The 12,155-nt window shown below is 45.1% G+C and carries 16 protein-coding genes; 3 read left to right on the plus strand and 13 right to left on the minus strand.

The genetic code is table 11. The features are described from left to right. The first annotated feature begins 309 nt into the window (after positions 1–309). Positions 310–1,074, plus strand: a complete 765-nt coding sequence (pdaB, locus tag OQ477_RS19710) for a polysaccharide deacetylase family sporulation protein PdaB (RefSeq protein ID WP_265973552.1) — start codon at positions 310–312, stop codon at positions 1,072–1,074. On the opposite strand, the gene kbaA is transcribed toward pdaB, so the two are convergent. Beyond that, on the minus strand, positions 1,075–1,671 hold the full coding sequence (gene kbaA / locus OQ477_RS19715; RefSeq protein ID WP_038456737.1) for a KinB-signaling pathway activation protein: 597 nt from the start codon (positions 1,669–1,671) through the stop codon (positions 1,075–1,077). A 107-nt stretch (positions 1,672–1,778) separates the two neighbouring features. Here kbaA and gerD point away from each other — a divergent pair, with 107 nt between their 5' ends. Continuing rightward, a complete protein-coding gene (gerD, locus tag OQ477_RS19720; protein ID WP_007615280.1) occupies positions 1,779–2,336 on the plus strand; it encodes a spore germination lipoprotein GerD in 558 nt (185 codons plus the stop codon). 32 nt (positions 2,337–2,368) lie between these two features. On the opposite strand, the gene OQ477_RS19725 is transcribed toward gerD, so the two are convergent. From OQ477_RS19725 to OQ477_RS19735, 3 genes are all read right to left on the minus strand, one after another. Beyond that, on the minus strand, positions 2,369–3,421 hold the full coding sequence (locus tag OQ477_RS19725) for an Mrp/NBP35 family ATP-binding protein (RefSeq protein WP_265973553.1): 1,053 nt from the start codon (positions 3,419–3,421) through the stop codon (positions 2,369–2,371). Positions 3,422–3,500: 79 nt separating this feature from the next. Beyond that, positions 3,501–4,214 (minus strand): N-acetylmuramoyl-L-alanine amidase CwlD, encoded by a 714-nt coding sequence (gene cwlD, locus OQ477_RS19730; RefSeq protein ID WP_265973554.1) that lies wholly within the window; start codon positions 4,212–4,214, stop codon positions 3,501–3,503. A 60-nt stretch (positions 4,215–4,274) separates the two neighbouring features. After that, positions 4,275–4,718, minus strand: coding sequence for a DUF2521 family protein (locus tag OQ477_RS19735; RefSeq protein WP_224181430.1), 444 nt, complete (start codon positions 4,716–4,718; stop codon positions 4,275–4,277). A 130-nt stretch (positions 4,719–4,848) separates the two neighbouring features. On the opposite strand from OQ477_RS19735, the gene OQ477_RS19740 reads away from it, so the two are divergent. After that, entirely contained in the window at positions 4,849–5,322 is a 474-nt protein-coding gene (locus tag OQ477_RS19740; RefSeq protein WP_061581394.1) for a DinB family protein, read from the plus strand. A gap of 13 nt (positions 5,323–5,335) precedes the next feature. Here the strand turns inward: OQ477_RS19740 and OQ477_RS19745 are convergent, their stop codons facing one another. The 9 genes from OQ477_RS19745 to OQ477_RS19785 all read right to left on the minus strand — a co-directional run bounded on the left by OQ477_RS19745 (position 5,336) and on the right by OQ477_RS19785 (position 12,007). After that, a complete protein-coding gene (locus OQ477_RS19745; protein ID WP_007410414.1) occupies positions 5,336–6,103 on the minus strand; it encodes a class I SAM-dependent methyltransferase in 768 nt (255 codons plus the stop codon). Positions 6,104–6,240: 137 nt separating this feature from the next. Next, positions 6,241–6,633, minus strand: coding sequence for a 30S ribosomal protein S9 (rpsI, locus tag OQ477_RS19750; protein ID WP_003225846.1), 393 nt, complete (start codon positions 6,631–6,633; stop codon positions 6,241–6,243). A 20-nt stretch (positions 6,634–6,653) separates the two neighbouring features. Further along, complete coding sequence (rplM, locus tag OQ477_RS19755) at positions 6,654–7,091, minus strand: 50S ribosomal protein L13 (RefSeq protein WP_003225844.1); 438 nt, start codon at positions 7,089–7,091, stop codon at positions 6,654–6,656. Between the two features lie 159 nt (positions 7,092–7,250). Further along, positions 7,251–7,994 (minus strand): tRNA pseudouridine(38-40) synthase TruA, encoded by a 744-nt coding sequence (truA, locus tag OQ477_RS19760; RefSeq protein WP_017419475.1) that lies wholly within the window; start codon positions 7,992–7,994, stop codon positions 7,251–7,253. Between the two features lie 12 nt (positions 7,995–8,006). Then, positions 8,007–8,804: an energy-coupling factor transporter transmembrane component T family protein gene (locus tag OQ477_RS19765; protein ID WP_007410412.1), complete on the minus strand. Its 798-nt coding sequence runs from the start codon at positions 8,802–8,804 to the stop codon at positions 8,007–8,009. Beyond that, a complete protein-coding gene (locus OQ477_RS19770; RefSeq protein ID WP_265973555.1) occupies positions 8,801–9,670 on the minus strand; it encodes an energy-coupling factor ABC transporter ATP-binding protein in 870 nt (289 codons plus the stop codon). Before OQ477_RS19770 ends, OQ477_RS19765 begins: the two co-directional genes overlap by 4 nt. Further along, positions 9,646–10,491: an energy-coupling factor ABC transporter ATP-binding protein gene (locus tag OQ477_RS19775; RefSeq protein WP_265973556.1), complete on the minus strand. Its 846-nt coding sequence runs from the start codon at positions 10,489–10,491 to the stop codon at positions 9,646–9,648. The genes OQ477_RS19770 and OQ477_RS19775 overlap by 25 nt, the downstream gene beginning before the upstream one ends. Positions 10,492–10,622: 131 nt before the next feature. Then, positions 10,623–10,985: a 50S ribosomal protein L17 gene (rplQ, locus tag OQ477_RS19780; RefSeq protein WP_003156550.1), complete on the minus strand. Its 363-nt coding sequence runs from the start codon at positions 10,983–10,985 to the stop codon at positions 10,623–10,625. Between the two features lie 77 nt (positions 10,986–11,062). Next, a complete protein-coding gene (locus OQ477_RS19785; RefSeq protein WP_003156549.1) occupies positions 11,063–12,007 on the minus strand; it encodes a DNA-directed RNA polymerase subunit alpha in 945 nt (314 codons plus the stop codon). Between the last annotated feature and the right edge of the window lie 148 nt (positions 12,008–12,155).

The raw sequence follows: 12,155 nt of genomic DNA on the forward strand, positions 1-12,155 counted from the left end.
GCGATTTATTTAAAACTTTGAATTAACAGGTACGTTTTGTCTTGTTTAGTTTTCAAAGATCATTACCGCTTGTTGAAGCAGCTTTATTATCTTACCACTCAGCTTCTTTTATGTCAACAACTTTTTTTAAGTTGTTTCCGAAGCTTTTTGTTGTTGTCTGCTGTTCATCAGCGACGTTTAATAATATACCATGCATTCTTTAAATTTAGCAAGTGTTTTTTTCATTTTTTTAAAACGTATTTCGTTATATTCATCTCCGCCGCAGCATACGATGTAATCAAGCATGGACAAGATAAGGAGGCGTCATCAGTGAATCACTTCTACGTGTGGCACATAAGAAGGATAAAACAGCTGCTTATTATTATCATTGCCGCATTTGCAGCAGCCAGCTTTTTTTATATACAGAGAGCCGTCCCCCTTCCTGTATTTTTAACTGATAGCGGCCCGAAGGCTATTTCAAAAGGGGAGACGAAAGCGGGCGAAGTCGCATTAACATTCGATATCAGCTGGGGCGACGAAAAAGCAGTTCCTATTCTGAACGCGCTAAAAGCAAACGGTATTAAAAACGCCACTTTTTTTCTGTCAGCTTCTTGGGCGGAACGGCACCCGGACACAGTTGAACTTATGATAAAAGACGGACATCAAATCGGCAGCATGGGATATGCGTATAAGAATTATACCAACCTAGAGGACAATGAAATAAAAAAAGATATCCTCCGGGCCCAGACTGCATTTAAAAAGCTGGGTGTAAAGAATGTTCATTTACTCCGCCCGCCGACCGGACAATTTAATAAAAAGGTTCTTACCATTGCACAGCAGTACCACTATTCAGTGGTTCATTACAGCGTTAACTCGCAGGATTGGACAAATCCCGGCCCTGATAAAATCATTGAAAATGTAAACAGTCATATAAAAGGCGGCGACATTGTCCTGCTGCACGCCTCTGATTCAGCAACACAGACTGAAGAAGCGCTCCCCGCCATTATTCACAATTTAAAGCAAAAAGGACTGAAAAACGTGACCGTCGGCGACCTGATCGCAAATACTGACGTCAAGTCATCAGAAGTGAAATAACTACCTCTGGGCAAACTTCGGCAGCATTAACAGCTGAAACGCATTGCAGCCCATCAGCGGAATCAGCATCAAATAAAGCCAGTCCTCATTATTCACTCGTAGCGCAGGAACCCATTCAAGCGCTGTAATAACGACCATTAAAAATAATGATGAAACGAACGTATTTTTTGAGGACTGCTTTTGTTTTATATATGCCGTCAACAGGCCGACGGCAAGCAGAGCCAGCGGCAGCCAGACAAACCCTGCAATCGAGTCATTCCGCTCTCCGAAAAACAAAAATCTGACGTACATTAAATCAAAAGCGACAAACAGAATGATAAACAGCTGAAGCAGATTCCAAAGCGAGCTTGATCTGAGAATTTCAAGGGCAAACCGGTGCACCGTCAGAAAAACGAAGAATCCCATCTGGCTGATCACACTGAAAATCATGCCTACCCCGATAAACCAGATCAGAACGGAGAAAATCTGACCGGCCTCAAAATTCAGAAAGAACCCCTTGTACTCCCCCCACTTCAGAGCAAATCCCACGACGCTTGTAATAAGAGCGCCCACAGCTAAAATCGAAAAGAAAAATCGAACAAGCCCGCGGCTTTTCATCTCTTATTCATCCCCCTGACAATCGCGTTCAGCGATATTTTGTTATGTATAAATCCATTCCGATGAATCATATTAAAAATAAGTACAAGTAAGGAAGGAGCTTATGCATGTCAAAAGCCAAAACGCTATTGATAAGCTGTTTTGTTGTATTATCTGTAACAGCTTGTGCTCCAAAAGACCAAGCAGCGGATATGGATTATGACCAGACTAAAAAAATGGTTGTTGATATATTAAAGACAGATGATGGAAAAAAAGCAATTAAGGAAATATTAAATGATGATGCGATGAATGAGGCATTGGTGATTGATCAAAATGCCATTAAAGGCACAATAGAGAAAACCCTCACCTCTAAAAAAGGGGCGGAGTTCTGGAAAACCATCTTTGAAGACTCAAAGTTCGCCGAGAGCTTTGCAAAAACTCTTCAGCCCGAGCACGAAAAAATCATAAAAAAACTGATGAAAGACCCTGATTATCAGAAAAGTTTTATGCAGATCATGCAAGACCCCGGCATGGATAAAAAATACTATGAGCTGGTGAAAAGCCAAAAGTTCCGCAGTTACTTAGAGGATGTAATTACAGAGACACTTTCCAGCCCGCTTTTCAAAAAGCAATTCGAGGATGAATTGAAAAAAGCGGCTTCAAGCTCTGAAAAAGAAAGCCAATAAAAGGCCGGGCCGTGTTGATCCCGGCCCCTTTTTTATTCAGCTGTTTTTTCAATGACTTTCTGGGCGATCCCCATATAAATTTCCCCGATCGGATGACTTCTGTCATAGACAGAAGGCGCAAATTGATCCTTGTCCCAATCAGGCTGTTTTAAAGGAATTCTGCCAAGCAGCGGCACTTGCAATTCCTCTGCAAGCTTATCTCCCCCGCCTTGACCGAACACATATTCTCTCTCGCCGGTTTTTGCACTTTCATAGTAAGCCATATTTTCAATGACCCCTACAACTTCATGATCGGTCTTAATCGCCATAGAACCCGCTCTCGCCGCTACAAATGCGGCAGTAGGGTGCGGCGTTGATACGATAATCTCTTTGCAGCTCGGAAGCATCGTGTGTACATCGAGCGCCACATCACCCGTGCCGGGCGGCAGATCGAGAACGATATAGTCAACCTCTCCCCAGTCAACCTCATGGAAGAAGTTATTCAGCATCTTGCCCAGCATCGGCCCTCTCCACACAACCGGAGCGTTTTCTTCGACGAAAAAGCCCATCGACATAACCTTTACTCCAAATCTTTCGACAGGAAGCAGTTTTTCTCCTTCTACTGTTGGGCGAACTATAATACCCATCATGTCCGGCACGCTGAATCCGTATATATCCGCGTCGATCAAGCCGACTTTTTTGCCGAGCCGCGCAAGAGAAATGGCCAGGTTGACGGAAACCGTTGATTTGCCGACACCGCCTTTTCCGCTTGCCACCGCAAGAAAGACCGGCGGATGTTTCCTGTTCAGCAGGGTTTCGCTTTCAGCAGCAGGCCGGCTGAATTTCGCCAATGTTTCTTCCGGCAGCTCTTCAAACCGCAGTCCCACAGTTTCCGCACCCGCTTCTTTCAGAACGGATACGATTTCCTGCTGAATGCCCATCTGTTCAGCCGTCCCCGTTTTTGCCAATGCAATTTTTACACTGACATGCCGTTTTTCCGGCTTGATCTTTACTTCTTTAATGGCATCCAATTCTCCCAGCGGTCTATGAAGAAAAGGTTCGCGCATGTTTCCGACTATATTTCTTACTTCATCTTCTCTTATCATCGAACCCTCACCCTTTGTGTATTCGTTTACAAATGGTATTATACCATATATTAAACATAGAATCGGCGAAAAACCCTCCTTACTCGGGAGGGTCTCCTTTCTCTGTAAAGTATCTCAATACGCCCTTATACACGGAAGAAGCGATTTTGTCCTGATATTTGGGCTGGCCGAGCCTTTTCGCTTCCGCCGGATTGGACAGAAATCCGATTTCCACCAGCGCGCCCGGCTTGGTTACATTCTGCATTAAGTAAATGCCGTGTATCCGTTTCGCCTTTCTCGTTGTATTCTCCAAATTGATTCTCAATTCGTCCTGTATATATTTTGCCACTTTTTCATTTTCTTCGTATTTTCCATAGTAGAAGCTTTGGGCGCCGCTCCATCTCGGTGACGGTATGGCGTTCAGATGAATGCTGATATAAAGCTCCGCCTCTGAACGGTTGATGATTTCCACGCGCTTTCTCAGATCTTCCGCTTTGCGTCTGCTGTAGCCTTTCGTCCCTTCAGGAGCTAAATCAGTATCCGTCTCCCGCGTCATAATGACCAAAGCTCCCTGCTCCTGCAAATAGTCTCTGACCCTGGTGGCCACTTCGAGAGTAATGTCCTTTTCAAGGTGACTGCCTCCCGTGGCGCCTCCGTCCGGCCCGCCGTGTCCCGGATCGAGATAGATGATTTTCCCGCTCAGGGGCAGACTCCACGGCCGCCAGGAATCATCATTTTGGAATTGAAACCGGAATAAACACAATAATATGATAAAGCCAAGTAAAAAACCGAGCCATTTCAGCTTTTTTGTCATACCTTTCCCTCCCGCTTGTCCCCGTTATTAATAAGTATGGGACAAGGGAAGAAATTATGATTACCTCATGCGGAGCTTACATTGTTTTTCTCTTTGCAGAAATCCTTCCGTCCACCAGCTGTTGATAAACCGGCAGGACGCTTCATAGATTTCTTTTTGTTTAACGGAAGAATATTGCTCATGCGTCCAATTGCAAAGATATTCAAAAAAATCGATCGTCAGTTCTTCCTCTTCTTCAGCCGAACGGGCGTTTGCCCTCTGCAAAGACTCACCATAATAGCCAAAGACGCCGAACCGGCCGCCTAATAAATACGCTTCAATTGCAAAATCTATGCATCCTTCACTCAGAATGCCGTTTTCGTCTTGAAGAAAGGGAAACAATGGGGTAAGACATGCTTTTACGGACTGAATGATCTGCGTCAGTGACAGCTCCTTTAGTAAACTCTTCTCAAGCTCAAAATCCTTCTGCCGTTTCACGTCTGAAAAAGATAATACTTCTGCCATTGCCAGCCACGCTCCTTTTTACTGTTATTTTGAAAGGAAAAGGGAAAAAGCATGCTTTGTTGATAGTGGAAATCCTCCCAAATGAAGGAGTTTTATGTTAACTGGAAGAATAAAGAGCTGAGGTGACGTTATGAAAAAGCTGTTTCAATACAATTGGACGGTGCGTGACGAGTGGTTTATGATATGTGAAAAGCTGAGCCGGGAGGAACTGACGAAAACCCGGACGGGCGGAATGGAGAGCATCTTGCGGACTTTATTTCATATCATTGATGTCGAGATCAGCTGGGCTCGTGCCATTTTAGGTAAAGATGATGTTTTACCTGCTGAGTCTGACTATACGAGCATTCAGGATCTCAGAAAGCTGTCTGAACAGTATCGGGGGGATGTCATTCATGCGGTCTCCCTCAATGGACCGGATCTTGTTAAGCCGGACTGGATGGACCAAACCTTTCCTAAAGAAGATATTCTCCGCCACATCCTTGCGCATGAGATTCACCATATGGGACAACTGTCGGTTTGGGCCAGAGAAATTGGAATAGAACCGGTTTCGGCTAATGTGATCAGCCGTCCGCAGGAAAAAGCCGCAAAAAAACAGCACCTCTGACGGGATGCCGTTTTTATATTTTAATGCTTCTTGTTACGGAGTATGTATTAATGTATTCATCCAGCACGAGGCCGCCTTTGTCCTCGTAAAAACCGGCAACCATGAAGCCTGCGTCAATCTGACCTTTAATTTGATCCTCCAGCGTATGGCCGAATTCAAGCGCTTCATGATTATCAATAAGTTCCTTTACCTTTTTCTTACTCAGGTCTTTTTCATCCGAAAACGGAATGGAATACTTTACTTTGAGTACACCTTCCTGCTCTAAATCCATATCAAATAAGAACACGACGGGATTTACAAAACCGGAGACTAAAGACCCGCCTTTTTTCAATACGCGATGAGCTTCTTTCCATACCGGAAGAACCGTATCAACAAAGCAATTCGATACCGGGTGCACAATAAAATCAAATGACTCATCATCAAAACAGCTCAGATCATTCATGCTGCCTTTGACAGTCCGAAGCGTAAGATCGTCCCGCTCGGCAACCATTCTGTCTTGCGCAAGCTGTTTTTCCGAATTGTCAAAGATGGTCACGTCCGCTCCTGCAGCAGCAAGGACCGGCCCTTGCTGTCCTCCTCCTGAAGCGAGACAAAGAACCTTCAGACCGTCTATGGGCGGAAACCAATCTGCCGGCACATCTTTTCCGGGGGTCATTCTGATGCTCCAATTGCCTTTTTTCGCTTCACCAATCGTATGAGAATCAACCGCAACCGTCCATTCATTGCCTGTTTCGACTTTTTTATCCCATGCCTTGCTGTTATGTATGACTAACTTATTCATTATAACTGCGCTCCTTATTGGTAATGAATAGAGTATAACAAACAATTCTAGAAAAACATCGGATAACCTCTTGAATGTGAGAAAAAAATACAAAAAAACCACAACCAAGAAGTTGTGGTTTTTGCCATCCAAAACGATTAACGTTTTGAGAACTGAGGTGCACGACGAGCGCCTTTAAGACCGTATTTTTTACGTTCTTTCATACGAGCGTCACGAGTCAGAAGACCAGCACGTTTAAGTGTTGCACGGTATTCTGGATCTGCTTCAAGCAAAGCACGAGCGATACCATGACGGATTGCTCCAGCTTGACCAGATAAGCCGCCTCCATGTACGTTTACTAAAACATCATAAGTACCAGCTGTTTCAGTTAAAGTTAATGGTTGTTTGATATCTTCGATTAGGGCTGGAGATGGAATGTGCTCGCTGATTTCACGATTATTAACGACGATACGACCTTCTCCTGGAACTAAGCGCACACGCGCTACAGAACTTTTACGACGGCCAGTACCGTAATATTGAACCTGTGCCAAATTGGTAACCTCCTTTTTAATTAACCGCGAAGTTCGTAAACTTCAGGTTTTTGTGCTTCATGTGGATGCTCAGAACCACGGTATACGTTCAATTTCTTGAACATTTGACGACCTAGAGAACCTTTTGGAAGCATGCCTTTGATAGCAAGCTCAAGCATTTTCTCAGGGTAGTTTGTACGCATTTCAAGAGCAGTTCTTGATTTTAATCCGCCTGGATGTTGAGTGTGACGGTAGTAGATTTTGTCAGTTAACTTTTTACCAGTTAACTCGATTTTTTCAGCGTTGATGATGATCACATGATCTCCAGTATCAACGTGCGGTGTGTAAGTCGGTTTGTGTTTCCCGCGAAGGATAGATGCAACTTCTGTAGAAAGACGTCCTAAAGTCTTGCCTGCTGCATCAACAACTAACCACTTGCGTTCAATAGTACTTGCGTTAGCCATAGGTGTTGTACGCATTGAATTTCCCTCCTAAATGATCTGTCATTTTCAATAATCTTCGATTACGTTCTATTTCACAACACAATAAGTTCCGGGGCTTATCGTGGGGTTGAAATACATACCATATGATATCTTATAACTTTATGCAGACTCTGTCAAGAAAATGTTACACCTGGTTTAGTTGTCATAGCAAACGCTCCATAAATACAGCCCGTGCCCCGGTGCGGTGCGCCCCGCGGCTTCGCGATCTTTCGCTTCGAGCATTGCTTTTACATCATCCGGAGAAAATTTTCCAGCTCCTGTATCCAATAACGTTCCGGCAATGATTCTGACCATATTATAGAGAAAACCGTTACCGGTGATCCGCATCTGCAGGCCGTCTCCGGTCTCAGTCCAATCCAGCTCGTAAATCGTTCTGACCTTATCCTGAACCGCGGTATCAGCCGCGCAAAAGCTTGTGAAATCATGTGTCCCGATGAGGTGCCTTGAAGCTTCCCTCATTTTCTGCACATTAAGCTGATATGCAAAATGGTAAGCGTAATGTCGTTTAAATACGTCCGGGTGTTTCTCCGTATATACAATGTAGCGATATTCCTTTTGGACTGCGCTAAATCGTGCATGGAACCCATCATCCGCAATCTCTGCTGTTTTGACGGCAATATCATCAGGCAGCAGGGCATTGAGCGCAAACGGCCATTTCTCAGCCGGGATGGACAGCGGCGTATCAAAATGAATGACCTGCCCGGCAGCATGAACATCGCTGTCCGTGCGGCCGGATGAGTACACAGGCACTCTGCCGTCCGTTTTATGGATGACGGCCAGCGCTTTTTCCAATTCACTTTGAACGGTCCGTTTTCCAGGCTGAACCTGATATCCGTTAAATAAATGCCCGTCATAAGCAATGGTACATTTCACTCTCATTCAGCAGCACCTCTAACTTCTTAAGAAAAACAATAACACGGCTAATACCATGATGAGCAGAATAGCTCCGGTATCCTTTCCGGTCCAGACAAGCTTTCTGTATTTCGTTCTCCCCTCACCGCCCTGGTAGCCTCTCGCCTCCATGGCGACCGCGAGCTCTTCTGCGCGTTTAAAGGCGCTGACAAACAGCGGGACAAGCAGCGGAACAACCGCTTTGATTCTGTCTTTCACCGGGCCGCTTGTAAAGTCCGCACCCCTCGCCATTTGCGCCTTCATGATTTTATCTGTCTCTTCCATCAATGTCGGGATAAATCGCAATGATATCGACATCATCAATGCGAGTTCGTGTACGGGCAGCTTCACCTTTTTAAAAGGATTCAGCAGCTGCTCCATTCCATCCGTTATTTCAATCGGCGTTGTTGTCAGCGTCAGCAGCGTCGTCATAAAGATAAGGTAAACGAAACGGAGGGAGATAAAAATCCCCTGTATAAGTCCGCCCTCATATACTTTAAACCAGCCAAGCTGAAAAATGACAGATCCTTCATGCGTCATGAAAATGTGTAATAAAAAGGTAAACGCCACAATCCAGATAATCGGCTTAAGCCCCTTCAGCAAAAAGCTGAACGGCACTCGTGTTAAGGCAATCACCCCGAATGTAAACAAACCGAGCAAAGCGTACGTCTGTACGTTGTTTGCCAAAAAAACGATACATACAAAAAGAAAGATGCTGACAAGTTTTGTTCGCGGATCCAATCGGTGAATAAGCGATGATCCGGGAACATACTTTCCGATAATCATGCTGTCCATCATTGGTCCTTTTCCTCCTGAAAGAAAGCCTTAATTTCACTGGCGGCATCCTGCAGGGTCAGCATGGGTTTCTCATACTTGACGCCGAGAGCCTTCTCAAGCCGTCTCTGAAACTTCACCGATTCAGGAAGATCCAGGCCCATTTCAGCCATCTCTTCACCTTTTACAAACAAGTCACGCGGACTCCCCGTCGCTTTAATGGTTCCTTTGTGCATGACGATCATCTCGTCGGCATAACGGGCGGCGTCCTCCATACTGTGGGTGACGAGAACGGTTGTCAGGTTTCCCCGCTGATGAAGCGCATAGAACATGTCCATAATGTCCTGGCGCCCTCTCGGATCAAGACCGGCCGTCGGTTCATCCAAAACCAGCACTTCCGGCTCCATCGCGAGAACGCCGGCAATCGCCACTCTGCGCATCTGGCCGCCGCTGAGCTCAAATGGTGAACGATCCAAAATGTCTTCCGGAAGGCCCACAAGCCCCAGCATTTCTTTTGCTTTCCGTTCAGCGTCTTCTTTTTTTACACCGAAATTCATCGGTCCGAATGCGATGTCCTTCAGCACAGTCTCTTCAAACAGCTGATGTTCGGGAAATTGGAAAACGATTCCGACTTTTTTTCGTAAAGTCTTAAGGTCTTTATTCTTTTTACCGGCTGCCAGAATCGTGCTCCCGAGTTCAAGCTGTCCTTTAGTCGGTTTCAGCAAACCGTTTAAATGCTGCAGGAGCGTCGATTTGCCCGACCCTGTATGCCCGATGACGGCAACATAGCTGCCCTCTTTTATTACGGCATTGATATCATACAGAGCAAGCCGTTCAAACGGTGTCTTCATTTGATAGCGGTGTTCTACATCATTGATTTTAATGTCCACAGCTCATTCACCAGCCCTTCCTGAGTCAGATGGTTTTTCGTTAACGCCAGTCCGCTTTCTTTCAAAAGCAGGCTGAGCTGGAATGAGAAAGGCAAATCAAGACCGATGCGAACCAAGTCTTCGTTTAATTTAAAAATCTCTTCAGGCGTGCCCTCTGCATATTTCCTGCCGCCGTTCATCACAATGATCCTGTCCGCCCTTGCGGCTTCTTCCAGATCATGTGTTATCGAAATGACGGTGGCCATGCCCTGATCTTTTAAGCGTCTGACAGTATCAAGGACTTCTTCTCTCCCAATCGGGTCAAGCATGGATGTCGCTTCATCCAAAATCATAATATCAGGACGCGCGGCAATAATTCCCGCGATCGCCACTCTTTGTTTTTGACCTCCGGAGAGATGGTGCGGCTCTTGATCAAGAAAATCCTGCATATTGACTTGTGTGACAGCCCAATCTACTCTCTCAATCATTTCTTCGCGCGGAACACCATTGTTTTCTAAACCAAAAGCCACATCATCGCGAACAGTCGTGCCGACAAATTGGTTATCGGGATTCTGAAAGACCATCCCTATTTTTTTTCGCACATCCCACACGGTATCCTCAGTCAGTTTGATGCCGCCGACTTCAATTTCTCCGACCTCAGGCAAAATCAGCCCGTTCAGCGCTCTGGCCAAAGTCGACTTCCCTGAACCGTTGTGGCCTACGATAGCAAGCCATTCTCCTTCGTATACCTCCAGACTCACACCGTCCAGCGCCGGTCTTTCCGCATCTTTGCGGTATCGGAATAGAATGTCTTTTACGGATATAAGCTGTTTTTGATCCACGGGCGCCTGGCCTCCTCTCAGCTATAGCTCTGCTTGTCTGTCTCATGATAAAAAGTTCTGATATCTAAAAAAAGGGCATAGATCCAGTTAGAAACTGTCCCGCCCTTCTTTAGATACACAAAAATATGTGATTAAACCAATTCGATGATTGCCATTGGTGCACCGTCACCACGGCGAGGACCAAGCTTCATAATACGTGTGTATCCGCCTTGGCGCTCCTCGTAACGAGTTGCAATGTCAGAGAACAATTTTTGAAGTGCATCTTGGTTATTTTCCTCATTAGCAACCTCGTTGCGAATGTATGCAGCAGCTTGACGACGAGCATGCAAGTCACCGCGCTTACCAAGAGTGATCATCTTTTCAACAACAGAGCGAAGTTCTTTCGCACGTGTTTCAGTTGTTTCAATTCTTTCGTTGATGATCAAATCTGTTGTAAGATCACGAAGCATAGCTTTACGCTGTGAACTCGTACGTCCTAGTTTTCTGTATGACATGTGATGTCCCCTCCTTTAATGGAATGCTGTTTCTAAATAAAAAACACACGAAAATCCTAGTTCACATGGAAACTAGATCAATCGTCTTTGCGAAGGCCGAGTCCAAGTTCTTCTAGTTTCGCTTTCACTTCTTCAAGTGATTTGCGTCCCAGGTTGCGAACTTTCATCATATCTTCTTCCGTCTTGTTCGCAAGTTCTTGAACCGTGTTAATGCCCGCACGCTTCAAGCAGTTGTAAGAACGGACAGAAAGATCAAGTTCCTCAATCGTCATTTCAAGAACTTTTTCTTTTTGATCCTCTTCTTTTTCAACCATGATTTCAGCATGCTGAGCTTCGTCAGTTAAACCGACGAATATATTAAGGTGTTCAGTTAAAATCTTTGAACCGAGAGCAATTGCTTCCTTCGGTCCAGTGCTTCCGTCAGTCCAAACATCAAGTGTAAGTTTGTCATAGTTTGCAACCTGGCCTACACGAGTGTTTTCTACCTGATAAGATAAACGAGAAACTGGCGTAAAGATTGAATCGATCGGAATCACGCCGATTGGCTGATCGTCTCTTTTGTTCGAATCAGCAGGTGTATACCCACGTCCTCTTTGTGCAGTAAGGCGAACTCGGAAACTCGCATTCTCACCAAGAGTCGCGATATGAAGATCCGGATTAAGGATTTCAACATCGCTGTCGTGTGTAATATCAGCTGCTGTGACAGTTCCTTCGCCCTGTACATCAATTTCAAGCGTCTTCTCTTCATCAGAGTAGATTTTCAATGCAAGCTTTTTAATGTGCAAGATTATCGTTGTAACATCTTCCACAACGCCTTCGATTGTCGAGAATTCGTGCAGTACACCATCTATCTGGATCGATGTTACAGCGGCACCAGGGAGTGAGGATAAGAGGATACGACGTAAGGAGTTACCCAGAGTTGTACCATATCCACGCTCAAGCGGCTCTACGACAAACTTACCAAATTTGGCATCGTCGCTGATTTCAACCGTTTCGATTTTTGGTTTTTCAATCTCGATCATTACTTAAAACCCTCCTTCAAAACGTCGAAACCTCGAATAGAATCATATGAGATTCCATCCGAAATTCCCCATTGTTTAGTCCCGTATGTGCTCAGGCAACGAGTCGGTGCATTCGTTTCATAAATAACTGTATCATAACCCATTATTG

Source organism: Bacillus sp. ChL18, assembly GCF_026241425.1.
GTDB lineage: Bacteria > Bacillota > Bacilli > Bacillales > Bacillaceae > Bacillus > Bacillus velezensis.